A 22,119-nucleotide genomic window follows, 5' to 3' on the forward strand; every position below is an offset into this window, starting at 1 on the left:
CTAGCCCGTAGAAGTGTCTATCGTAGTAAACACACGCTCCTACTGGGAATGATGTAATTGGGTTCAATGGAACAGGCGGGGGATAAATCGCAGGTGTTGGCGTTGTTGGTGTTGGTGTTGGTGTTGGTGGCAGCTCACATCTTGGGTCTGTCCACGTTTCTGACTCGGTAACACCAACTCCTACAATCCAAGATTCTCGGGTAATCGTGCACCCAGTCTGGGTAGTTTTTTGCTTTGCCACCCCAAAATCCCACTCTAGAGATTCAAATCCAGAGGCGGAGCCGGTACCAACTCCCACGCTTACGGGCCCAACACCAAGCTTGCCACCAATACTATCCGCTCCGATGGAAATGCCGGCCTTGCCTATTCCGGCAATCTCAAATCCAATTCCAGCCCTTCCTCTTTGCGGATCAATTGTCGGCGAAACCATATGATTAGAAATATTCCGTACCGCTAATTGTGGCAGATGCGCCTTCCGCGATCGCCCACAGGGGAAATCCTAGAGTATTTTTAAGCGAGATAATATCGCCCCGGCCGCCATCAAATGCAAGGCGACCGTTTTCATAAGAAAGAGCACCTCCGGCAGAAAGGAAAGCGCAAGCCCCAGCCGCAGCAACACCAGCAGAATTGCTTGCAAATGAAAACCAAATTTTTCCAGTGGAAGTGAGATACAGAAGCGATCGCGAATTTCGTACAGGCAAAACCTGCACGGGAGAGGCAGTGCCCACATTTACAGAAAATCCCTGGGCGCTGCCAAAGGGTTTTACGCCTAAATCCGGCACAAGTGTCGGAATTATCCGATAAGAGCCATGCACCCTTACATAATCATTAGCCCCCAAACCACCGCTAGCTGGAAATCCTGCTGGAGCAATCTGCGCCCCTATTTTTTGATTCGCCCCCCAAAAGCCCGAGGCGTCAGAAAGATAAGGCATCTTAAGTTCTTTGAATCCCTCTTGCCCTACATTTTGTATCCATATTTCCGATCTATTTCGCCATATTCCATCCCCTAGATCGACAGATAATTTAATTGATTTGCAAGGAGCAAGCCGATAATTCTCCTGCATTTTGTTTCTAGTAATTTCGTCGGCTTCATACAATGTTATGTCTGGCACCGGAGCTCGCCTAATACTAGGCAGATTATAAATCGCCTGCATAAATCTAATCTCGGAGGCTCGCCCCGCAATCGTCCAGCCAACAGGCGGCGTATAAGCAGCCCAAATTGCAGCCCAATCAATTATCGGCTTGATCGTGGTATCAATTTGGGCAAAATTAGCCTGGAAAATTCCAGTAATTTCCGGTCGGGATTCCTGGAACATTATATTAAATTACCCATTGGAGATGCCGCCAAAATCGTAGGAAATCCACCACTATTCACAAACATCAGAGGGAGTTCCAAGTTGGCATTCCCCACTGCATTTAAGGTGCTGTTCACGCCCGCTCCTTCCATGTTCCAACTAGCCACTAAATTTAATCCTAATGGGTTTTTTGCTGGCTGAATCTGAAGGTTATGAAGAAGTAAAATACCATCCCACAGATGCTGGCACCAACTGGCATTAGCAAGGGCAAAGGTTGGCGCCCCGCCGCTGCCAGGAAGAAATCCCGATCCAGTTAGATAGTCGTTCAGAGTAACATCCGATCGCCCTGCGTAGGGAAGCCTCACGGTAGCAATGGGCAACCCGGATACCACTATTACCATTCGCCCAGCGTTGGCTGTCGGATAAGTCTCGTACACAAATTCGGGTTCCATTGTCGCGGTCACGTAGGCGACCTGGTTGGGATTTTTTATTATATCCTTCTCTGCGCCTATGCCAAATGTCCAGGCTAGCTGGAAGATCATCCCCTCTAGAGTAGTAGCGGTCACTGTCCCGGGCGTTGTCGGGAGCGCGATATTAGTCATATGTATCGCATAAATATTGTATACTAGACTTACTATCTATCATATACAAGAAATGCCTTTTAGCAATCTAAATCCCCCGACTCAATCAAGCATCAACGTTGCTGAAGATATTCGTAACGCCAAAGTCTGTGCCACGGTAGCCGTACCCGCCACCTTTACAGCTCCCTTGATAGCCGCCAATGCCAATCGAGCTACATATTCTATATATAATTTAGGCCCGAACCCAATCTTGATGAGGGAAGGCGCGACGGTTTCCGCAGCCCTCCATGAAGCAGCCATCCCCCCCGGATTTTACTGGTATCCCGATCCAGGCGAGCCACGATACCTGGGAGCCATCAGCCTTATGGGCAGTGGTGGTGCATCTAACTGTCAGGTTTGCGAAGCGACATTAGTATAATGCCATTAATAAATTTACAGCCTTCTGGGGCCCTGCGCCCAGAATTAGCGACGGACGCGGAAGTAGCCCAGGCGATCGCGGCGCACAAAGCAAAAGTGGATGAAATGATTTCTCAATCCCTGATCCGAACTCTTTCAGTTATGTCCCGCACAGGGGGCAACACCGGAGCTACGATCGACGCTAACACTACTACAGATCGATGCCCTGTACAACACCTTACTGGTGGGAAAATACATGAATCAATTTTTTGCTCTGCCCGATCGATCCAAAATTTACTACCGCTCCCAAAATAATGGAATTTGGGTTACTTGGGCTGCGCTTGTTTGATCGCATCTACTTTTTGCCCGACCATTGCTCAATCATTTCCACTATCTGAGCCGTGGAATCTCCAGCCTGGACTTTAGCGCGATCTTCGATCGCCCTTGACTGAGAAGAAGCTGATCGCACATTACCGCCGGGAATGTAAACGTGCCGCACTCTGCCGCCCGCCCTCCTTGTACGAAAACCGGAAATATGGGATTCTAATACTACTGACTTGAAATCGAGTGTGGCAGTGATGTCACCGTGGGTTCAAATCCCACCCTCTCCGTTTTTGAGAACTAGCAAAAAAAACACCCCCGCAGGGGTGCTGTTGCTTACTAGGTAATGTTTATAGCCAACTGACTAAACTCAAGCGGTTTCCTCATCCGCCGGGTCGCCGTAGGGGTCTTCGCTAGCGGGAGTCAGGTTGCCGAACATTCCGGCATCCGCGTAGGAGTCCGCGGGGTCGCCGTAGGGGTCTTCGCTGGCGGGGGTCAGGTTGCCGAATTGTCCGGCATCCGCGTAGGAGTCGGCGGGGTCGCCGTAGGGGTCTTCGCTGGCCGGGGTCAGGTTGCCGAATTGTCCGTAGTCGGTATTCGCGTAGTCGGCGGGGTCGCCGTAGGGGTCTTCGCTGGCGGGACGGACGTTGTTGCCATACTCTCCGTAGCCGGCGGGGTCGCCGTAGGGGTCTTCGCTGGCCGGGCGGGCGTTGCCGAATCGTCCGGGACTTGAGGGATCTTCGTAATTCGCGTCAGGATCGACTTGCTCGCTGTCTGGCCCGACGATCGCATCTTTTAACTTCCGAAAAAATCCGTCTACCATGATAAAGTTCCTCTTTTTTATGTGGTGAAAAACTGCTGTTTTAGATTGGGAATACCAGAGTTCGCGGGAAAATCGCGGAACCTGCAATCTAAAATCTCAAATGCTTAGGCTACTGTGCCGGAACAGGACTTGTAGCTTCCGGCAAGCCTTTCAAGTCTCGACCGGTAGTTTGGTTGTTGTACCCCTGGAATTCGCGGTAACGCGCTGCCTCAGATTCCGGCACTTTAACTTTAATTCCTTCAGGCGGCGGCGTTACCCAGACCGCGCGATTCTGGGCATCGCGGTAGTAAACGCGACCGTTTTTGGAAAGGTAATGTTTTCCCTGCGGCCCCTTTTCTTGTTTATTTTTGTGCTGATTGTAGATGTAGTAAAGGGCGGCTGCTCCTGCTAAAGTAATCCCTACTTTTTGAGCATTGCTCAGTCCTTTTTTTGCTTGGGGCGAAGGAGTGGGGCCGCGATTAGTTTGCACTCCTCCAGCGCGAGTGTTGTCAACGGTCGGCGGGGGAGCTGAACTTTGCTGGCTAGAACCGCAAGCACTCATAAACGGAAAGGTCAGCAGCGTTGTCAGCAGCAGAGCCATGAAGCGCGATCTTCTGGTTTCGGGTTTGATTGTGTTCATTGCCGCTCCGAATTGTCGGGATTACAGGTAGGGTGTGTTCTGGCGAGGTTGAGGAACCTGGGCTGCTGCCAACCGTTTTGTAAGTACATTAATTTCTCAAAGCAATTCTGACAAAAGTTGTTGCTGAGAACTTAACAACAGCACAGGTACGGCATTGCGTTTCTCTTTCATCATCCTCAAATTTTTCTAAGATTTGCTCATGCTAGGGATATAAATAAGGTTTCTTTTTTTTCAGCCCGCAGGTATATGCAAAGGCGTCGCCTGAGGTTAAAAAAAAGTTTGTTTGTTGGTGGGCTGCCGAAAGCGAAGTGAAGCAGGCGGACGGGGCGAGTCGGAAACCCAAAGCAGCACTGGCGAGGGAAAGGAGGCGGGATTTAATTGCGCCGGAGTGCTTGTCCCAGATGCGGGCAATTTTGTTGTGGAAATTCTGGAGATGTCGATCGCACTGCTGTATTAATAATTAACCGAGATAGAAAGCCGCCGAAGCTTTTGAGAATTTTTATGAAAATCCCAAATATAATTACTGCTGGATTGTCGATCGCCCTTTTATTAGCTGCAACCAAATACATACCTGATTTAAACAAGCAAAACCAAGTCAAGCAATTGCTGGAGACCAAACAGTGTCCCGAATGCAATCTCAGCAATGTCAACTTGAAGGGAATGGACTTGCAAGGATTTAACTTGCAGGGAGCCAACCTAGAAGGTGCTAACTTATCAGGAGCAAAATTGGCGAATGCCAACTTAAAAAATGCTAACTTGAATAAAGCCAACCTGACAGGTTCTGATTTGGGATGTAGCGGCATAACTTTCAATCTTGATACTAACGGTCAAGCAGCAAATATGGATTTTAAGGTAAGTGCAGTTCCCGAAAAAAATAACCCAGAAAATGGAATAGTTGGTTTTAACATGAAATCAACAGATAGAGGAGCCACAATGCGTTTCAATCTTCCGGGATGCGCGGATTTCGAGAATGCTACAATGCAGGAAACTAAAATGCCAGATGGCAAAATTAACCATTAGTTCCCGCAAATATAGCGGTCAGTTTGTAGTGAGGACTTTAGTCCTCTCTCTGGGTTAAAGAAGGACTAAAGTCCTCACTACTAACCTAAATTTTTAATTGTTCACCAGAGCGGGTTGAAGAAGGACTAAAGTCCTGACTACTAACCTAAAAATTCAATTATTAACCTTTGTTGAGTTCAAACAAAAAACCGCCGCCTGTTATTCAGGCGGCGGTTTGGTTCAAGCAACTAATTACCAGCTAAAATTAGTGAGCAGAACCGTTACCGTGATACTTGTCAGTATCGTAGAAGCCGTTTTTTGTACCGAAGAACAAACAGCACAGGGTGAAAACTGCTGTCAAGACTGCTAAAACTAACTTAACGTCCATAATTTACTGTCTCCTGTTGAATGAGTGCAAATACTCAGATTGTAGAATCTTTTTGGCTGGCGCGGCCATCTACAAGCGTAGCGCCTGATTTGTTGGGGTGTACTCTGGTGCGCCAGTTTCCTGACGGCGAGACGATTCGGGGAATGATTGTGGAAACAGAAGCTTACGCCCCGGGAGATCCTGCTTGTCACGCTTACCGACAGCAGACTCCTCGCAATCAGGCGATGTTCGGGCGTGCGGGCATCGGCTACGTTTACTTGATTTACGGGATGTATCACTGTTTTAACGTGGTGACGGATGCGGAGGGAGTGGGTAGCGCTGTGCTGGTGCGAGCTTTGCAGCTAGATGCGCCTCCCGTCAAGTTTGCTGCAATTCCCGAAAAAAAGCAGTTGCGCCTCGCCGCCGGGCCCGGGAAGCTGTGTAAGGTGCTTGAGATCGATCGAACTTTTAGCGGTTTACCCTTGGATGGAGGCCAAGCGCTGCGGTTGGAAAACCGGAGCGAAGACTTTCAGCAAGCCGTGGAGGAGGGTACAATAAATTTTGTGCAAACTACGCGGATCGGGATTACTAAAGGGATTGATTTGCCTTGGCGGTGGTATTTGGGGAACTGTGCGGCCGTGTCGCAACTCTAGTAATGTCAAAGGTGTCAGTGTAAATTTGGTAGCTTAAACTTAGTGAAATTATGGCTTACTCTTCTGAAAACCCGATCGTACAACTGAAAAAATGCCTGACACTCGCTCAGGATGTTGGGAGTCACGCCGAAGCTAACCGAGCTTTCGAGCAATTGTGCGGGATTATAGATGCTGAAAATCCGATGGCGGCACAACTTTTGGAGATGTTGTGGGAAGACGCAATCATGGCCAGACGTTCTGCTTTATTTTGGCAGCAGATGAGTGAGGTTGAGAAAGATATGGCTAATAGAATGATGGAAAACATGACGCAGATGCGGCAAAATTATTTGCGATTGATGCAGGAAATGTAGGATTTGGGGAATGGAGAATGGGGAATGGAGAAATCGAGACTCAACTCTGACGGGGTAACAACCCCGTTAGCTTGAGCATCTTTTCCCCGGTTTTTTCTAGCTGAGCGAGGAATCAAGGGGTAAAAATAGGTTGTTTTCGATGTGCGATCGGATTTCTACGGAGACATTGCTAATAGCTAGACATTCCCAAAGTAGTTTATTAGCTTCATAATACTGCTTGAGTAGTTTTATTTGCTCCTTGTTAAACTGCCAATCATGACCAATATTACGATACTTTATCATCATATTTCTTAATTGCTTAATCCAAATGAAGCGGTGAGATTTCCATCTTTGCTGGCGGCGATCAAAATCAGCTTCTGGCTCAAGAATACAGTCTTTAAGTTCTTGCAATTTACACTGTAATTCTGGGTTTATGGTACTATGAATAAGATGGTTGAGGTGATTAACTAAGTCAAGGTCTAAGGGTATGTTGAAGAAGGAGTAAGCACCAGAAGAAATAGAGTTATAGAAATTCTCAAAGCGTAAAGCGTCGTAGAAGTTCAAGTCGAGGTGGTCATTAATATTGGGGTCGAGATTGTCGTTAATAGCGGGGTCGATAGCGTAAGCTAGTGTATTCTCATCTACGGTATAAACGGAATTGCGACCGTCGAGTTCTAAAGCCAGGTCAAAGTAAAGAGATCGAATACTTGCTAATTTATACCGAAGATTTTCAACTTCTTTAACCTGAGTAGATTTGTCATCTAACCATTGAAGAAAATCCTGAAATATCTGATTTTTTAGTAAGCTATCAATCGATTGTTTGATCGACCGTAACAGATCGTCGGCAGGCATCAACATCTCAGCCACTAGCAAAAACACTTCTCGCCAGCGTGGTTCAGTAATATGAATGATAAGTTGGCTTAAAGGCTGTTTAGAATTTACGAATTCTTCGGCAGTCAAATACTCTTGAAAAGTTTGATGGGAAAAAGCATATTGTCTCCATCCCTTTTTTATAATAAGACCAGATAAAACTTCAGTATTGGATAAAGTTTGAGGAAAATTCGCAATAATTGGCGAAATTTCCGCTTCTTCAAAAGAAGACTTGCCAGTCTCAAAGGTTATAGCTGCTATACGTCTTAAGACAGTTTTTAATTCAAGTACATCTATGTGTAAACGCTCATTAAATTGATTCCAATTTTTCAGCAATAAATCTATTGCTTCTCTGTAAAGGTCAACTCTTTTAGACGGCAAATCTCCTCTTTCTTGGAAAATCAGACAAATCAGATGGAGTAACAGAGGCGTATCGGTCAGTTCTAGGATTCGCTGATTTTCTGGCCGATCAAGCTTTTTAATTAAGTCATTTGCTTTGACCGATCGTTGTTGTGCAATCACTACAACTTCATCAAACCATTTTTCAATAAAATAGTCTCTCTGAGTTCTGTCAAAATCGGCTATTTTAACAAAAATAAACCGAGCAAAGTTTTTAGATTGATATGCTTTAAACTCTTTTCGGCAACTTATTATAAAGCGATTTCGCGTATATGGATCACCAATTAAGTTGTTAACATAACTAATTTTTTCTTCTAGAACTTCATCTAAACCATCAAGCAAAAATAACATTCTGCCGTGACTCAGTAAACTTTCAAGTTCTTGTTTAAAAACATTACTACGACAATATTTTTTGTAAATGTATCCTAATATATCAATTTCCTCAGTATGCTTGACATTTTCAACCAAAGTTTTCAGACTGATAAAAACGGGTACTAACTTGGGTTTAAACTCTATTTCATCACAATGAAGCGCAATGTACTGTAGTAATGTAGTTTTACCTGCTCCCGGTTTACCCAACATAATTAACTGGGGATTTCTTAACACTACCTTTTCCCATGATTCCCGTTCCTGACTGAACCCACTCGAATCATAATCTTGGGATTCATTAACCTCGGTCTGAACGTACATACTGCTGAGATTACTCGACCCCATAGGTCTATTAATGAGCGGGTTGAATGTGCATAAGTTTGCACACTCGCCTTGGATCGTTTCGTTGAAATGCGATCGCACCTTCTGCACCAGGGCCTCTATATCCTCTGAAGGAGAAGAGGCGATCGCCTTCTCACCATCAACTGCATCAAATACTTGTATTTTGTATCCAGTTTGTTCCAACCATTCAGGAATATCCCGCCAATTTTTTAGCGTATTGAGTGGTCGTTTGGTCAGTTGTTTGACATACGGGTATATTGTGCTACATAGGTCAGATTCCACTCCTCTAGCACTTTTATGTAGCTTTTCAGCCATTTCAGCAGGACTATAACCACAAAGTAATCCACGCAGATGTTTTTTTTCTGTCTCTGTGAGTCCCCGTCTCTTGTGAGGCGCAAACTCTCGCTTGGCAACGGCTAAGTCTTTGTATAACTTTTGCAGATCCCAATTAGTTCCGGCTTCGGCAAATAACTCTTCGGATGAATTTGGAGTGCGTACCATCATTACCACACGATCGAGTCCCTAACAGATAATCCTAACAAACTTCCTAACCTTTGTTTGGAACCGACTCGCTATGGGAGTGTAAAGCTATAGATGTAGTGATTCAAAAGTCTAAAAGATATGACCAAACAGCAATCCAACCATCAACAACTATCTCTTTGCATAGACAAGCCTATCTCTACCTTGATCAAAGACCTCAAGGTGTCTCGCCATCCAGTCGTTATTGATGCTACCAACAAACTTGAAGAAGCCCTAGGCCTCTTGCAATATATCCAGGATGCTGGAGTAGTCAAATCGACGAAAACAAAAACAGCTATCTACGAACTCCTGACCAAGGTTTAACGACACTCGCGTCATATAGTGGGGTCTGCATCTTGCTAGCCCCACTCTATACAGGACTTATGCAGGCACACTACATATAGTGTTCCTGCATAAATACGAACGCTAATAATTGATCCAAGCTATTTGCCCGATCGCAATTATCAACTTTGCCTACTTCATTAAAGCAGCGCCGCGGTTGTAAAGTTCCCGGGCGTAATCAGTCCAAGTTCCCTGTCCCCAATAGCGGAAACAGCTTGTTTGTACCAGCAAGTTGTAAAGCAAAGCTTGCTGGTATTCAAACTGCTTGGTAACAGCAGCATCTTGCTGCACCAGCGGATCGTATTTTTGGTGAAATGCTGCGCTGAGTTGATTCATCGGTTCTAAAACGTTTTCGTAGCCTTTCACCCAACTTAAATCGTTAGTCCAAGATGCACCATCCATGTGAAAATTGTGGTCTGTTTGCTTGAGTTGGGCGATCGCACTTTCCACATTTTCCGGCGTCGCACTATCCGGATCGACTTGCTGCCAAATCTTGTGCTGGTTAATCCCCTGACAAACAGGATAATCATCAGGATTGACGCCCGCCGCCTCAATCATCTCCAAATATTCAGTCCCGTTTAAACCGACAACACCGGATTTTCCGCCACCTTGTTCGCGGTTTTCATGCCAAGCTTTAACAAAAGCGCTGGGAAATTCATTCATCATCACGCCGCCATTTTCGCCATCAGCAATTTGAGTCACCAAAGAAGGAACTGTGACGTTGCCAATTTGCTGTTTGTTGCGGACTTTCGCTTCGTAATAAGGCTGCATTTGACCGACCAACTTTGTATCGGAACCTTGGGTTTTAATCAAAGCCGTGATGCTGATTGTTTCACCGCGAGAATTGCGGGCTTGCAAACGGTTGGGAATGTATTTTTGGTCTTGGGACAATCCCGAACCGTCGATATTTTCTACAGAATGTTCCTGCACCATCAGCCAGCGGTAGCCGCATTCTTTCAAAGCTTTGATGTATTCGTACAGTGTATCGGGGTGATTGGGGAAGTGCATTTCTGGAGGCGAAAAACCTTTAACGCGCTTCAGGGCATCTATGCCAAAAATGGATGCAAAATGATGTTGCCATGCTTGAATTTGGAGTTTAATGTCGGGGATTGGAGTTGAGGGAATGACGGCGTGACTCCACATTGTCCCCAGCCATTCTACGTGGGGTTGGTATTCAGGTTCGCAGGTAATTCGTTTGAGATTGTTGAAGATATCATCGCGTCCCATTTGGCGCAATCCCCACAATAAATTGCCCGAATAGTCGAGCATAATTCGCGGGTTGCAGCCTTCGGCAATCAGTTGGGGAATGAATTCGCCCATGCGGGAATAGCACCAAGCAAAGACTCCGGCATTGTGGTTGTCTCCTTGGTTTGAATGTTCAAACATATGCTGGAGATTGCAGATTAGTTCGCCGTTTGCACCTGCTGGAATTGTGGGTTGGTGCATATGCAGGGCGCAGGCAAATCCGCCTTGAATGTTTTCGAGGCGCAGATTTGTCTTAGGTAAAAAGACTGGTTCGTTGCTGTTGGCTGCGGCACTGATTTCTGCTTCGGAACCGCAAATGTTGGGCAATCCGGAGCGAAGTTCTTCTAAAACGGGTGGATTGGGGGATGGTGCGATCGCAGACATAAGTTTTTCTCAAGAATTGTGGAGGAACGCGGTCTGCTATTTGGTAAGATAGCTATATGCTTTTAGGGTAGCAGAAAAGGTAGCAGATTTAAGTAAGTATCGAAAAGTTAGGAATAATCTTTGAGTTAGTTATGCGCTCGATATTCGGAAAAAGACGAGACAAATGGCGATTTGCCTCAAAAAATTGAGTTGACAAAAGCGATCGAATGAGTTAGGTTTTTCGGAATTTGCCATTTAGTTGCAGATATTTCGACTTGGGCTCACAATGATTGATTAGAAAAACCGCAGATTAAGGCAGATAAACACAGATGCAACGCAGATAAAAGTGTGCCCTGATTATTGTCAGGTTGCCGTGCGATCGCGCTGAGACTTTGTACCTCTACCTCGCAGATATTTTATGAATGCAAAAAAACTGCTCCTACAGCAGGCGGCGATTAATTTGCTGGTGGCTGCAACCATTGTTCAGCCTGGATTGGACGCTATGCTAGCTGATTCATCGGGGGAAGCGCTTTTGCAGCCGCAGGTACTCGCATAGGAGCCGCCTGCGCGGGGTGCACCGGGCGATCGCGGAGATGCAGGCAGCCGCGACGATATTCACCACTTTTTAGCTTTAATTCCGGCTCTAAATTTAGGATGGACTGCGATCGCACATCCGACTTTTTGGCTGTACTTGCCGACTTTATTTCCCGATGACATTTCCTTTAAGTTTGTGCTGCGGGAGGAAGAAAAGCAAGAAGTAGTTTTCCGAACATTTTTTCAGCTTGCAAAAACAGCGGGACTTGCGACTTTTTGCTTGCCACCAAATGCACCTCCTCTGGAAGTTGGCAAAAAATATCGCTGGGATTTTTTGTGCGGGAATATCTCCCGCTACGGGTGTGTTGAGCGAGTAAAAATGGCACCAGAAATCTTAGTTGAGCTAGAAACTGCATCGCTGAGGCATCGCGTTTTACTGTTGGCTAAATACGGTTTGTGGTACGACACTATTACTGAATTAGTTGCGCTGCGGGACAAACTTTTGAGTCAATTACAGGATGATTTGCGGTATGAAGCGCTAGCCGAGCTGACTGGATTTGAGAAAATATCTTCTCTGGCAACTTTGGAGGCGGATTGGAATGCTTTATTGCAGCATCCGTTTGTGCTTTTGAATGGGATTGTTTTAGAGCCGTTTGTTTGAGGTAGGGATGAATATTAAAATAGGACTTATGCAATCCCAGGAGTAGGGGCTTTTAAGGGTCATTGGTGTTAATAAACACGTTGCCCCCGCAGCGCAGTCCGGCAGGGGTTTAAACCCCTGCCTCATAGCAAAAGTCGGTTGAAACCGACTGTTAATACTGTTGATTATGAGTGAAGTCATGCTCAATATTAGTCCTCTTTTAGAGGACTTTCGCTGTGAGACAGTCCGGCAGGGGTTTAAACCCCTGCCTCATAGCAAAAGTCGGTTGAAACCGACTGTTAATAATGTGCTCAATATTAGTCCTCTTTTAGAGGACTTTCACTATGAGACGGGGGTTTTCAACCCCTGTCGGATTCTGGTAACAAACGACAGAATTTAAGAACGATCGAGAAAACAGCATTAACCAATAATTAACTGTCAACTGTCAACTGTCAATTGTCAACTGTCAACTGATGAAATATCCAATATTAAGCGCCTACAATACTTTCAATACAGCACCGATCGCCCTTTGGTCATTTGATGCAGCAGGAAACTTGGCGAGCGATCGCCCGGATCTCCCTCCAGCACTGCTAATTGACAGCGTTTGCCGTGCTGTTGAGCGATCGCAAAACGGGCCGCAAGAAAGCCTGCTGCTGACTGGAGGTTACGTTACTTTCCCAGTCACTCCTTTGCTGGATGTCGGCACCGAAGACTTTTCTGTTTGTGCGTGGATTCGCACGGGTGATTTGGGTATTGTCAAGATTATCGATAAACGGATTCAAAATTCTGGCCCTTTACGGGGCTGGAGTTTCTTTCTTTATCAGGGCAAAATTAACCTGCAAATAGCCGATGGAAAAAGTTGGGTAAACTGTGGTGACGACTATCATGAAAAAATTGATATTTTCCCTGTTATTAGCGACAACCAATGGCATCACGTTGCGGTTGCTGTCGATCGCGATCGATTGGATGGAGGGCGCTGGTATGTCGATGGCAAGGAAGTAGGTTGGCGGTTTAACCCAACAGGGCAACAGGGTTCTCTCATCAATAGTATACCCCTGACTGTTGGCAGGCGATCGGAGATTTTGGTGGCATTTATCGAGGTAATATTGGAGATATTCGGCTCTACAAACAGGCGCTGTCGGCGGCAGATGTGTTGTCGATTTACCGCTCGATTCAGTCTCCTATTAATAATATTTTTTTTGTTAACATTCTGAAGAGACCAGAAATACCGCGCCCCGAGCAAGATTCGTTCTCGGAAAGTGATAATATTTCCGTGGAAAGATACTCGCAGGCGATGGAATACTATCAGGAGTCGCTCAATATTCATAGAAACAACGGCAACGGCTACGGAGAAGCAAATTCTCTGAACAATCTAGGCAATATTTACCACAAGCTGGGTGAATACTCCCAAGCAATTGACTCTCACCAGCAAGCGCTAAATATTCAGCGAGATATCGGCAATCGCGCTGGAGAAGCTGAGTCTCTAAATGCTTTCGGCAGTATTTACGATGCCCTAGGGGAATACTTGCAAGCAATTGATTGCCACCAGCAGTGCCTAAATATTTACCGAGAAATCGACAATCGCGGTGGAGTAGCGACTTCCTGGCGCGATTTGGGGAGTGCATATCATTCTCTGGGGGAATACCAGCAGGCGATCGAATGCCAACAGCAGGCCCTGGATATGGCGCGAAAAATGCACTTTCAGCATAGAGAATTGAACTGCTTAAACGCTTTGGGCCGTACCTACGTTTCCCTGGGGGAAAATCAATTGGCGATCGAATACTGTGAGAAGTCCCTGAATCTGGCACCGCAAATTGACAACCGTTATGGGGAAGCTAATTCTTTGGTGATTCTGGGTAATGCTTGCAGTAATTTGGGGCATTAGTTGCGGGCGATCGCACATTACAAACAATCCTTAGATATTCAGCAGGAAATTGGCGATCGCTCTGGGGAAGCAACTTCCTGCCGAAATTTGGGCAATGCTTACCGCTGTTTGGGGCAGTACCAGCGGGCGATCGAATACAGCCGCAAGAGTTTGGAGATGGCGCGGGCGATCGGCGAAAAAGCATCAGAAGCGGCAACTCTCAACAATTTAGGACTTGCTTTATTTGACTTTGGCAAGTTTGCAGAAGCTGAAACAGTCCTGGGCGATGCAATTCTAATTTGGGAATCGCTGCGGGGAAAATTGAGCGATCGCGATAACTTTAAAGTATCTATTTTTGAAACCCAAGCCGCAACTTACCGCCACTTGGAAAAAACCCTGATCGTCCAGAACAAAACCAAACAGGCACTGGAAATTGCCGAGAGAGGGCGGGCGCGGGCGTTTGTAGAATTACTGGGTGCTCGGTTATCTGCAAATTCCGATGCAATACCCGATATTGAGCCGCCGAATATCGATCGCATTCAAGAAATTGCCCGAGCACAAAATGCAACTTTTGTGGAATATTCGATTTCTTTTTTAGAAGAACTGTTTATTTGGGTAATTCAGCCCACGGGTGAAATAGCCTTCCGCCAAGTTGATCTCAACTACGAACATACTTCGCTCAAAGAGCTAGTTGCCGATTCTCGCGAGGCGATCGGCATCAGGAATCGCGATTTCAATCCCACTCTAAAAATTTACCCGGGCGATTTAGTCAAACTCCACGATGATGCGCCGAATTGGGAACCTTGGCAAGTAATATCTGTTGATAAAACTCACAACATTCTCTCGCTCTGCCAATCCTCTTGGCCCGCAGGGTTGACTATTAAGAGGCCTGCAATTGATGTAGCAGCAAAAGTGGAATCGAGCCTCACCAATCACCCTCGCTTGCAAAAACTCCATCAACTGCTAATCGAACCGATCGCTGATTTGTTGCCGAGAGATCCAGCCGCTAAAATTATCTTTATTCCTCAAGGCGAACTGTTTTTAGTTCCCTTTCCGGCGCTGCAAGATGCTGCTGGGAAATACTTAATTGAAAAACATACTATTTTGACTGCTCCTGCGATTCAAATTTTGGAATTAACTCGTCAAAAACGGCAAGATATTTCTGATTTAGGTGGGGATATTTTAGTAGTAGGAAATCCGACGATGCCTGAAGTTGTTCTGATACCGGGAAAACCCGCGCAGCAGTTGTCTGCTTTGCCGCATTCAGAAACCGAAGCCAACGCGATCGCCCAATTGTTCAAAACCCAAGCCCTGACGGGGAATTCGGCTACCAAAGCCGCCGTGCTCCAGCGGTTGTCAGACGCCCGCATTGTCCATTTTGCCACCCACGGATTGCTCGATCGCACTCGCGGACTCGGCAGTGCGATCGCCTTTGCACCCGATCGCACCGATAGCGGTTTGCTGACGGCTGAGGAAATTTTGCACCTGCACCTCCAGGCGGATCTCGTAGTTTTGAGTGCTTGCAATACCGGCATGGGGCGGATTACCGGCGACGGCGTAATCGGCTTGTCTCGCGCTTTAATTTCGGCTGGTACATCCAGTGCGATCGTGTCTTTGTGGGCGGTGCCGGATGCTCCTACAGCCGATTTGATGGTGAAATTTTATCAAAACCTCGATCGAACGGGCAACAAAGCTCAAGCCCTGCGTCGCGCCATGCTGGAGACAATGCAGCAGCATCCAAATCCCAGAGATTGGGCAGCTTTCACGCTCATCGGCGAAGCCTAATCGGGAGTTTCGGTTAAATTTTGTAAAGAATTGCCAAAATCCCGCGAAAAAATTAGTTTTTTGGCTGAAATCTCCACAGAAGTGCGATCGCCCCTGGATAAATCATGTGTCGATTTAATTTATTGACAAAAATACCTCAGCGATCGATCCCCCCTAGCCCCCCTTAAAAAGCAGGGTGGATTAATTGTCAGGGGGGAATGTATGATATTCGAGGTAATCAAGTCTGCCCTGTCCGGGTAGACTATCGCTGCTGAAATGAATTAACCATGAATTTAATTGAAGCAATTAAATCTGTTCCAGATCATAGACATGCGAGAGGTATTAGACATGAACTTTGGCTAATATTAACGATAATTTTGTTGGGTAGTTGCACGGGATATTGGGGGTATAAACCCTTAGTTGAATTTACCAAAAATCATCGAGATATCCTCATAAAAACATTCAACCTCCCCAAAGATATTCGGTTTCCATCAGATTCAACGTTTAGGAATATAATTCAATCATTGGATTTTGAGATGTTAGCCGTTCTTTTTAATGTATGGTCTCAGCAAGAATTGTCAATAGACAAAGGAGAATTGATGGCAATAGATGTAAAAAGCCTAAAAAGCACCTCCGTAGGTGGTGGCAGATCTTACCAAAACTTTGTGTCAATAGTTTCCGTTTATAGTCATCATCATGGATGGGTTGTTCGACATCAAGTTATGGAAAACAAACAGAAAAGTGAACTCGAAGTCGTAGAGGAGCTAGTTCAAGAACTTTCCGGTAAAAAAGTAGTAATTACCCTCGATGCACTGCACTGTCAAAAAAAAACTTGCCTTAATTATTAAGAGTGGTAATGACTATATAGTTACGCTCAAAAAGAATCAATTAAATCTGTTTAAATCTGCCAAGAAATTAGTCAGTTCTACTCTTTGCATCTGACGAAAATGAAGTTTCTGAATGTGTACATGGACGAACCACAACTCGCCAGACCAAAATTTATCCAATTCCACCTGAATTATTGCCACTTTGGGGGGGTGCCAAACATATAATTGTGGTCAGGAGATATGGGACTCGATGGGAGGGGAAAAAAAGTCGTCGCCATCTGATTAATTTCGATGAAGTACACTATTATTTAAGTAGTCTGGATTGGTCAGCCAGTGAATTTGCTGATGCTATTCCTGGTCACTGGTTGATTGAAAACAGGCTGCATTGGGTTAAAGATGTGACGTTAAACGAGGATAACAATATTCGTTGTGGTGGCAATGCACCTGTTAATTGGGCAATGATTAGACAATTCTTGGTTTCATTGGCTCGCATAAAATGTACTCATACTTTTCCCGAAGCTTTAAGATTAATGGCTAATCAAGTTGAAGATTTGAGTGAGTTACTTTTTGATTTATCTAGTTCAGATAAACCTGTTAAATGCCTCGCATGATGTCAGTCAATAGCCTTCATAGCCTTGATTTAACCTCTCGACAATTAATCCACCCTGCGACCTAAGGGGGATTTAGGGGGATCTGAAATCGGCGGTTGTCTGCAAGCAGTAGCGCTCAAAGCAATTTCGGCCATCGGGTAGCGATCGAAAATATCCCAACAGTACCAAGGCAGACGCCGCAAAACGAGATCGTCTGTTTTGATTAAAAATCGAATTATGTCTGACGGACTTAATTGTACGAGTAATGTTTCTTTGAGTTCGCGAAACTGTTCGGAGTTGAGCCAGCTATTAATTTGCAGGCTTAATTGTTCCGCCAACTCGCGGCACTTGGACAACTGTGCTGCACGAGATTCGGTAATGGTAATTGCGATCGGCTTAATGCGGAAATCTCCCAAACTGCGGTAGACTGACTGCCAGCGATCGTAGTTGTCAGCTATTTCTGGTTTCGGAGGCCCAAAAGCATGAATTTCTACTGCGGCCCGTTTTCCTTCCGGGCCGATTTCCAGAGCAGCTCGCACGCCTTTTGTCAAGTTACCATCTAGCTTTAAGACAACTAATTTCTGCATGGTTTACAACTGATAACAAGCGAGCCGATTTAAGCGGCAAAATTCTCTGTAATATAGAGTTCTTTCAGTTTTACCACAACGCTGAAACATTCTCCGCGATCGGCAGCAAATTCCAGCGTCATGCAGCCGTTGTCTTTTTTGACAGCACAAGCTTCCATGACAGTCATTCCTCCGCCGTCGATGAGTTTCAGAGTCAGATTGAGCGACAAGCTGTCTGCTCGGGCGATCGGATGCACCTGTACTTTAATATTAATATCAGTATCAGTTGTCGGTGCGATCGCCACCAGCAAAGCTACAGATTCGGCGGGTACTCCTACACCCCTATCTAAATTAGGTTTTCCCCGAAAAGAGTAGAGGGTTGTTGGTGCTAATTCCGAGATATCTGGTGTCAGATGGATCGTCTTAGCCCGCACCACTGCACTACCGTAACGAAAAGCTAAACTAGGTTCTGGCGGCGCTAAAACTTCTGCTACAGACTGCCAACCCGCCTCGAAAATATTGTGCAGCCACTGGCGAAGTTGTACTGGTTTTTGGCTGCGTTCTAGACCATCCAAATGTACGAGCAATTTTTCAATACTTTGCAATCTTTCAATAGCCAACTCGCCAGTAATTGCAGTTTTCATAAATCCGACTAAAGTAGCTTCTTGCCGCTTTATATCGATTTCAACTGCTACTAAACCAATGCGATCGTCCGGTATTTCCAGCGGAATGTCACAAAACTTGCCAGACTTCACAGGGCGGCATTCCAAATTGCCCAATTGAGTTAATTTCAAATCTGCTGCATCGGTATAAAGGCGCATGGCAGGGTTCCAACTGTCGCTGGCATTCAAGTCTGTGGGAATATCCATCATTTCCATGTAATCTTTCACTGCACATACAGCTAAAGTGTTGAAATAAACTTGGTCTCTTTTTTCTGCTGTGCTCAATCCTTTAATATTTGAAAATTTCTCTGCCAGCCGCAGCGCTGCGGTGGTAATCGGCAGTGGAATAGATGATTGCCTGATATTGTTAAGGTTGCCATTCATCACGGTTTTTCCTGTTTTAAAGATGTTTTTAGGAGGGGTAGGCATCCTGCCTGCCCTTGACAGACTTTTCTAGACTGGACGCACCCCTATCGAAGAAACCGGGTTTTTTACCTAATCTCTGGATCCAGCGAATAATTTTCGTAAAAAAACCCGGTTTCTGGCCATCCGTGCGTAATTCATACTAGATACCTCTATTCTAGATATCCTTGCTTTTTGGCAAAATTTCGCAAGCGCGGCAGACATTCTCTTTTATAAAAGTTGGGTGCGGTTGACGGCGGCAAGTTAAACTCAAGAGCAATGTTTTTCCAGGGAGTCTCCGGGGGAAGACGCTTCAGAATTAAGATTGGGCAAGTGACATCGGGGCGTTCTTTGATGTAAACGCTTCTCAACTCGCCCTCTGGATCTGCCACAACCCATTTTTTGGTCTCTGCTAGGATGACTAGCGGACTGTCAGAATGAGTAGGCGGATTTTCGACATTATTTATAATGTTAATTGCTTCTGAGTCTTCTGAAATTGGCGGGGAAATAACTCTATTTTGGTGCTGTATTTGTTCGTTCGAGAAGTCTTTCAGCCGCATCTTGAGATATTTGTCTAGCCAAGTAATGACGCTGCCCAGATTCGGATCGTAAGGTTTGTTTGTGGTATTCTCTTTGCAAACACAAACATTGCGACAAAAATACACCCAAGTTTGCTGCAAAGCATCGTTATAATGAGGCGTTCCTTCTTGCCAAAGTTTGCCAGATTTCACAATCAGCCTCACTATCTCGCTGAGTTTTTGCCGCCGCATCAAGCTTTTGGGCGGATGCGAACAGGCTTGGGCAACTAGCTGTTTGAGTTGTTGGCTTAAATTGTTCTCCTCATTGTTGGTGTCGGACATCGGCGAGGGCCTCCTGAAGAGTCTCTGGATGAATGTTAGAGACGGCATTTTTTGTTGGAAATTCCAAGATAGAATCCCTGAATAGATGTTTGGCAGTCCCACAAGTGGTGGCTGCCAATCAGTTATCAGCCTCGCGCGATAAATTTTTTTCGCGAAAATTCGGGAAAAAATTTGGAAAATATTTCCTTGACAAATGCGAGTCAATGAGGTATGAGATCGCCCGCAGCAACCGGATATTCGCCTTCCAGAAGCCCGATCGCCCTTTTATGTCCAACGAGCGACTTGCTTATTTGCTGAGAAATCATATACTTTGTCAAGTTAAGAAAATATTTTTTTGATTCATCCAGGAGCCAGCAAAAAAAATGTACATCGTACAAATAGCCTCAGAGTGCGCCCCCGTCATCAAAGCAGGGGGTTTGGGCGACGTAGTTTACGGTTTGAGTCGGGAGTTGCAGAATTCCGGCCACGCCGTCGAGATTATTCTGCCCAAGTACGACTGCATGAGGTACGACCATATTTGGGGGCTGCACGATGCCTATCGGGATCTGGCGGTGCCCTGGTACGGCGGCGAAATCCTTTGCGATGTCTACTGCGGCTGGGTGCACGGGGTGCTGTGTTTTTTCATCGAACCTCGATCGCAAGATAACTTTTTCAACCGCGGCTGTTATTACGGTTGCAACGATGACAATATGCGGTTTGCATTTTTCAGCAAAGCTGCTTTGGAATTTTTGCTCAGAAGCAACAAGCGCCCGGATGTGATTCACTGTCACGATTGGCAAACTGGCTTGATTCCAGTCATGCTGTTTGAAATTTATAAATACAATTGGATGGAAAATCAGCGAGTCTGCTATACCATTCACAATTTCAAACATCAAGGTATGGGCGGAAGCGAGGTTTTGCAAGCAACGGGTTTGAATCGAGATGAGTATTATTTTCAGTACGATCGCCTGCGAGATAATTTTAACCCCTTTGCCCTCAATTTTATGAAAGGCGGCATTGTGTACTCGAACTTTGTGACGACGGTTTCGCCGCACCACGCTTGGGAAGCTCATGTAGGCGAGTTCGGCTACGGTTTGGGCCACACTTTGCATATATATCAAGACAAGTTTCGCGGGGTGCTCAACGGCATTGATTACGATGTGTGGAATCCCGAGAGCGATCGCTATATTCAGCAGCACTACACTGCGGATGATTTGGCAGGAAAAGCTAAAACTAAAACAGCTTTGCGCGATCGGCTGTTACTGCGCGATGCTGACAAGCCTCTGATTACATTTATCGGCCGTTTGGACGACCAAAAAGGCGTCCACCTCGTCCACCATGCAATTTATTACTCTCTGAGCAAAGGCGCGCAATTCGTGCTTTTGGGCTCGGCGACGGAAGCGGGAATTAACGCACATTTCCAGCACGAAAAATGGGTTTTAAATGACAATCCAGACTGCCATTTGGAACTCGGTTTTAATGAGGAACTGTCGCACTTAATTTACGCTGGTGCGGATATGATTGTGGTGCCGAGCAATTACGAACCCTGCGGGCTGACTCAGATGATCGGGTTGAGGTACGGTACGGTGCCTGTGGTGCGCGGCGTGGGCGGTTTGGTGAATACGGTGTTCGATCGCGATTACGACACCAACCACTTGCCCGAAGAGCGCAACGGCTACGTATTTCACCAAACGGACTACTACGCTTTAGAGTCGGCGCTCGATCGGGCGATCGGATTGTGGTATGACTACCATGATGAATTTGAAAAACTCATGATTCAAGGGATGAATTGCGACAATTCGTGGAAATATCCAGCTAAAGACTATGTGGAAATTTACGAGCTAATTCGACACAAATAAGGCGGAATTAGTCATTAGTCATTAGTCATTAGTCATTAGTGCTGTCCCCGAAGAGCGAACCTTGTCAACTGTCAACTGTCAACTGTCAACTGTTAACTGTCAACAGAGATAATAGACTTCTTGCAAAAGTCTTTTTAATCAAATTTTGGAACGGGCTCTCCGGCCCATTCCACAACAGAAAAAACTTTTTGTGGAACGGGTCGGAGAGCCCGTCCCAGCTATTTTTGCAAGAGGTCTAATGTTTTGGGTGAAAAGGCGGGGGCGGAAAGTACGAATGTAGCTTGTAGGGTTTTCTTGCCTGTCGGTGCGAAGTGCGATCGCACAAGATAGAAGTATAGAAATTAAACGGCTGGTGTTCGCCCGCCCTACACAAAATGAACTCACAACTAGAACAACAAGCAACAATTATCCAAGAAGACACAGCAACAGAGGCAACCAACCCAACAGTTGAAACTCCTTTATTCGCCTCAGAATTTGTAACTGAGGAAAAAGTTAGAGTGGAAGAATTTAAGATTAGCGCCGACAGTTTAATTGGTAAAGTCAAAGAACTAATTGAGCAAGGAAAACTCCGCCGCCTCGTCATCAAAAACTCCCAAGGGCGGATTTTAGCAGACATTCCGCTGATGGCGGGATTGGTAGGTGGCGTTGCAGGCTCAGTAGTATTTCCAATTGCTGCTGTACTGGCGACAGTTGGGGCTGTTGTGGCTCATTTGACTGTGGTTATCGAGCGGAAAGAGTAG

The 22,119-nt window shown here is 45.8% G+C and carries 23 protein-coding genes, 3 pseudogenes and 1 CRISPR repeat array; of the genes and pseudogenes, 16 read left to right on the forward strand and 10 right to left on the reverse strand.

What is annotated here, in order from left to right; all coding sequences use genetic code 11:
- The 3 genes and pseudogenes from JGK39_RS25435 to JGK39_RS25445 form a co-directional block, all read right to left on the reverse strand.
- Positions 1–430, reverse strand: a pseudogene (locus JGK39_RS25435) (hypothetical protein); the annotation flags it as partial.
- 4 nt (positions 431–434) lie between these two features.
- Positions 435–1,316, reverse strand: a complete 882-nt coding sequence (locus JGK39_RS25440) for a hypothetical protein (protein WP_293259155.1) — start codon at positions 1,314–1,316, stop codon at positions 435–437.
- Positions 1,316–1,747 (reverse strand): hypothetical protein, encoded by a 432-nt coding sequence (locus tag JGK39_RS25445; RefSeq protein ID WP_293259157.1) that lies wholly within the window; start codon positions 1,745–1,747, stop codon positions 1,316–1,318. The genes JGK39_RS25440 and JGK39_RS25445 overlap by 1 nt, the downstream gene beginning before the upstream one ends.
- Positions 1,748–1,949: 202 nt before the next feature.
- Here JGK39_RS25445 and JGK39_RS25450 point away from each other — a divergent pair, with 202 nt between their 5' ends.
- Both JGK39_RS25450 and JGK39_RS25455 read left to right on the forward strand, forming a co-directional pair.
- Positions 1,950–2,294, forward strand: a complete 345-nt coding sequence (locus tag JGK39_RS25450) for a hypothetical protein (RefSeq protein WP_293259159.1) — start codon at positions 1,950–1,952, stop codon at positions 2,292–2,294.
- Complete coding sequence (locus tag JGK39_RS25455; RefSeq protein ID WP_293322452.1) at positions 2,294–2,587, forward strand: hypothetical protein; 294 nt, start codon at positions 2,294–2,296, stop codon at positions 2,585–2,587. The genes JGK39_RS25450 and JGK39_RS25455 overlap by 1 nt, the downstream gene beginning before the upstream one ends.
- Positions 2,588–2,980: 393 nt before the next feature.
- Positions 2,981–3,297: a CRISPR direct-repeat array (repeat unit 31 nt; unit sequence CGGCGGGGTCGCCGTAGGGGTCTTCGCTGGC).
- Positions 3,298–3,525: 228 nt separating this feature from the next.
- Here the strand turns inward: JGK39_RS25455 and JGK39_RS25460 are convergent.
- Positions 3,526–4,035 (reverse strand): hypothetical protein, encoded by a 510-nt coding sequence (locus JGK39_RS25460; protein ID WP_293259165.1) that lies wholly within the window; start codon positions 4,033–4,035, stop codon positions 3,526–3,528.
- A 283-nt stretch (positions 4,036–4,318) separates the two neighbouring features.
- Here JGK39_RS25460 and JGK39_RS25465 point away from each other — a divergent pair, with 283 nt between their 5' ends.
- On the forward strand, positions 4,319–4,492 hold the full coding sequence (locus JGK39_RS25465; protein ID WP_293259167.1) for a hypothetical protein: 174 nt from the start codon (positions 4,319–4,321) through the stop codon (positions 4,490–4,492).
- A 44-nt stretch (positions 4,493–4,536) separates the two neighbouring features.
- A complete protein-coding gene (locus JGK39_RS25470; protein WP_293259169.1) occupies positions 4,537–5,055 on the forward strand; it encodes a pentapeptide repeat-containing protein in 519 nt (172 codons plus the stop codon).
- 244 nt (positions 5,056–5,299) lie between these two features.
- Here the strand turns inward: JGK39_RS25470 and JGK39_RS25475 are convergent, their stop codons facing one another.
- The gene (locus JGK39_RS25475; protein ID WP_293259171.1) at positions 5,300–5,422 is read right to left on the reverse strand and encodes a hypothetical protein; all 123 of its coding nucleotides are present in this window, start codon (positions 5,420–5,422) and stop codon (positions 5,300–5,302) included.
- A 20-nt stretch (positions 5,423–5,442) separates the two neighbouring features.
- Here JGK39_RS25475 and JGK39_RS25480 point away from each other — a divergent pair, with 20 nt between their 5' ends.
- Together JGK39_RS25480 and JGK39_RS25485 are read left to right on the forward strand one after the other, a co-directional pair.
- A complete protein-coding gene (locus JGK39_RS25480; RefSeq protein WP_293259173.1) occupies positions 5,443–6,054 on the forward strand; it encodes a DNA-3-methyladenine glycosylase in 612 nt (203 codons plus the stop codon).
- 50 nt (positions 6,055–6,104) lie between these two features.
- Positions 6,105–6,404 carry a hypothetical protein gene (locus JGK39_RS25485; protein ID WP_293259175.1) on the forward strand — a complete coding sequence of 100 codons (300 nt, stop codon included), beginning with the start codon at positions 6,105–6,107 and terminating at the stop codon, positions 6,402–6,404.
- Positions 6,405–6,500: 96 nt separating this feature from the next.
- Here JGK39_RS25485 and JGK39_RS25490 read toward each other — a convergent pair whose 3' ends face one another.
- On the reverse strand, positions 6,501–8,867 hold the full coding sequence (locus JGK39_RS25490) for an NACHT domain-containing protein (protein WP_293259177.1): 2,367 nt from the start codon (positions 8,865–8,867) through the stop codon (positions 6,501–6,503).
- A 117-nt stretch (positions 8,868–8,984) separates the two neighbouring features.
- On the opposite strand from JGK39_RS25490, the gene JGK39_RS25495 reads away from it, so the two are divergent.
- Complete coding sequence (locus JGK39_RS25495; RefSeq protein WP_293259179.1) at positions 8,985–9,206, forward strand: hypothetical protein; 222 nt, start codon at positions 8,985–8,987, stop codon at positions 9,204–9,206.
- A 150-nt stretch (positions 9,207–9,356) separates the two neighbouring features.
- Here JGK39_RS25495 and JGK39_RS25500 read toward each other — a convergent pair whose 3' ends face one another.
- Positions 9,357–10,853, reverse strand: a complete 1,497-nt coding sequence (locus tag JGK39_RS25500; protein ID WP_293259181.1) for a glycosyl hydrolase family 57 — start codon at positions 10,851–10,853, stop codon at positions 9,357–9,359.
- Positions 10,854–11,250: 397 nt separating this feature from the next.
- Between JGK39_RS25500 and JGK39_RS25505 the strand changes: the two genes are divergently transcribed.
- The 7 genes and pseudogenes from JGK39_RS25505 to JGK39_RS25535 all read left to right on the forward strand — a co-directional run.
- Positions 11,251–11,388 (forward strand): hypothetical protein, encoded by a 138-nt coding sequence (locus tag JGK39_RS25505; protein ID WP_293259183.1) that lies wholly within the window; start codon positions 11,251–11,253, stop codon positions 11,386–11,388.
- A 42-nt stretch (positions 11,389–11,430) separates the two neighbouring features.
- Positions 11,431–12,027: pseudogene (locus tag JGK39_RS25510) on the forward strand (DUF928 domain-containing protein); the annotation flags it as partial.
- A 452-nt stretch (positions 12,028–12,479) separates the two neighbouring features.
- A complete protein-coding gene (locus tag JGK39_RS25515; RefSeq protein ID WP_293298607.1) occupies positions 12,480–13,220 on the forward strand; it encodes a LamG-like jellyroll fold domain-containing protein in 741 nt (246 codons plus the stop codon).
- 59 nt (positions 13,221–13,279) lie between these two features.
- Positions 13,280–13,891, forward strand: a complete 612-nt coding sequence (locus JGK39_RS25520) for a tetratricopeptide repeat protein (RefSeq protein ID WP_293298609.1) — start codon at positions 13,280–13,282, stop codon at positions 13,889–13,891.
- Entirely contained in the window at positions 13,892–15,655 is a 1,764-nt protein-coding gene (locus JGK39_RS25525; RefSeq protein ID WP_293259187.1) for a CHAT domain-containing tetratricopeptide repeat protein, read from the forward strand. It abuts the gene before it with no gap.
- 266 nt (positions 15,656–15,921) lie between these two features.
- On the forward strand, positions 15,922–16,482 hold the full coding sequence (locus JGK39_RS25530; RefSeq protein ID WP_293298612.1) for an ISAs1 family transposase: 561 nt from the start codon (positions 15,922–15,924) through the stop codon (positions 16,480–16,482).
- A 104-nt stretch (positions 16,483–16,586) separates the two neighbouring features.
- Positions 16,587–17,072, forward strand: a pseudogene (locus JGK39_RS25535) (ISAs1 family transposase); the annotation flags it as partial.
- Between the two features lie 44 nt (positions 17,073–17,116).
- On the opposite strand, the gene JGK39_RS25540 reads toward JGK39_RS25535, so the two are convergent.
- The 3 genes from JGK39_RS25540 to JGK39_RS25550 form a co-directional block, all read right to left on the reverse strand.
- Positions 17,117–17,638, reverse strand: coding sequence for a hypothetical protein (locus JGK39_RS25540; RefSeq protein ID WP_293259191.1), 522 nt, complete (start codon positions 17,636–17,638; stop codon positions 17,117–17,119).
- A gap of 29 nt (positions 17,639–17,667) precedes the next feature.
- Positions 17,668–18,663 (reverse strand): DUF1822 family protein, encoded by a 996-nt coding sequence (locus JGK39_RS25545; RefSeq protein WP_293259193.1) that lies wholly within the window; start codon positions 18,661–18,663, stop codon positions 17,668–17,670.
- Between the two features lie 191 nt (positions 18,664–18,854).
- A complete protein-coding gene (locus JGK39_RS25550) occupies positions 18,855–19,541 on the reverse strand; it encodes a sigma-70 family RNA polymerase sigma factor (RefSeq protein ID WP_293259195.1) in 687 nt (228 codons plus the stop codon).
- A gap of 362 nt (positions 19,542–19,903) precedes the next feature.
- Here JGK39_RS25550 and glgA point away from each other — a divergent pair, with 362 nt between their 5' ends.
- Both glgA and JGK39_RS25560 read left to right on the forward strand, forming a co-directional pair.
- Complete coding sequence (glgA, locus tag JGK39_RS25555; protein ID WP_293259197.1) at positions 19,904–21,379, forward strand: glycogen synthase GlgA; 1,476 nt, start codon at positions 19,904–19,906, stop codon at positions 21,377–21,379.
- Positions 21,380–21,753: 374 nt separating this feature from the next.
- Positions 21,754–22,119 carry a DUF4342 domain-containing protein gene (locus tag JGK39_RS25560; RefSeq protein WP_293298269.1) on the forward strand — a complete coding sequence of 122 codons (366 nt, stop codon included), beginning with the start codon at positions 21,754–21,756 and terminating at the stop codon, positions 22,117–22,119.

The sequence above is a fragment of the Microcoleus sp. PH2017_12_PCY_D_A genome, assembly GCF_020738565.1.
Taxonomy (GTDB): Bacteria; Cyanobacteriota; Cyanobacteriia; order Cyanobacteriales; family Microcoleaceae; genus Microcoleus.

Bases quoted from the DNA above. Each gene is read 5' to 3' on its own strand.
- JGK39_RS25455 (WP_293322452.1), top strand. From the start codon at position 2,294: ATGCCATTAATAAATTTACAGCCTTCTGGGGCCCTGCGCCCAGAATTA.
- JGK39_RS25460 (WP_293259165.1), bottom strand. From the start codon at position 4,035: ATGAACACAATCAAACCCGAAACCAGAAGATCGCGCTTCATGGCTCTG.
- JGK39_RS25445 (WP_293259157.1), bottom strand. From the start codon at position 1,747: ATGGAACCCGAATTTGTGTACGAGACTTATCCGACAGCCAACGCTGGG.
- JGK39_RS25515 (WP_293298607.1), top strand. From the start codon at position 12,480: ATGAAATATCCAATATTAAGCGCCTACAATACTTTCAATACAGCACCG.
- JGK39_RS25485 (WP_293259175.1), top strand. From the start codon at position 6,105: ATGGCTTACTCTTCTGAAAACCCGATCGTACAACTGAAAAAATGCCTG.
- JGK39_RS25470 (WP_293259169.1), top strand. From the start codon at position 4,537: ATGAAAATCCCAAATATAATTACTGCTGGATTGTCGATCGCCCTTTTA.
- JGK39_RS25495 (WP_293259179.1), top strand. From the start codon at position 8,985: ATGACCAAACAGCAATCCAACCATCAACAACTATCTCTTTGCATAGAC.
- JGK39_RS25560 (WP_293298269.1), top strand. From the start codon at position 21,754: ATGAACTCACAACTAGAACAACAAGCAACAATTATCCAAGAAGACACA.
- JGK39_RS25450 (WP_293259159.1), top strand. From the start codon at position 1,950: ATGCCTTTTAGCAATCTAAATCCCCCGACTCAATCAAGCATCAACGTT.
- JGK39_RS25480 (WP_293259173.1), top strand. From the start codon at position 5,443: ATGAGTGCAAATACTCAGATTGTAGAATCTTTTTGGCTGGCGCGGCCA.
- JGK39_RS25440 (WP_293259155.1), bottom strand. From the start codon at position 1,316: ATGTTCCAGGAATCCCGACCGGAAATTACTGGAATTTTCCAGGCTAAT.
- JGK39_RS25475 (WP_293259171.1), bottom strand. From the start codon at position 5,422: ATGGACGTTAAGTTAGTTTTAGCAGTCTTGACAGCAGTTTTCACCCTG.
- glgA (WP_293259197.1), top strand. From the start codon at position 19,904: ATGTACATCGTACAAATAGCCTCAGAGTGCGCCCCCGTCATCAAAGCA.
- JGK39_RS25505 (WP_293259183.1), top strand. From the start codon at position 11,251: ATGAATGCAAAAAAACTGCTCCTACAGCAGGCGGCGATTAATTTGCTG.
- JGK39_RS25500 (WP_293259181.1), bottom strand. From the start codon at position 10,853: ATGTCTGCGATCGCACCATCCCCCAATCCACCCGTTTTAGAAGAACTT.
- JGK39_RS25550 (WP_293259195.1), bottom strand. From the start codon at position 19,541: ATGTCCGACACCAACAATGAGGAGAACAATTTAAGCCAACAACTCAAA.
- JGK39_RS25530 (WP_293298612.1), top strand. From the start codon at position 15,922: ATGAATTTAATTGAAGCAATTAAATCTGTTCCAGATCATAGACATGCG.
- JGK39_RS25490 (WP_293259177.1), bottom strand. From the start codon at position 8,867: ATGATGGTACGCACTCCAAATTCATCCGAAGAGTTATTTGCCGAAGCC.
- JGK39_RS25540 (WP_293259191.1), bottom strand. From the start codon at position 17,638: ATGCAGAAATTAGTTGTCTTAAAGCTAGATGGTAACTTGACAAAAGGC.
- JGK39_RS25545 (WP_293259193.1), bottom strand. From the start codon at position 18,663: ATGAATGGCAACCTTAACAATATCAGGCAATCATCTATTCCACTGCCG.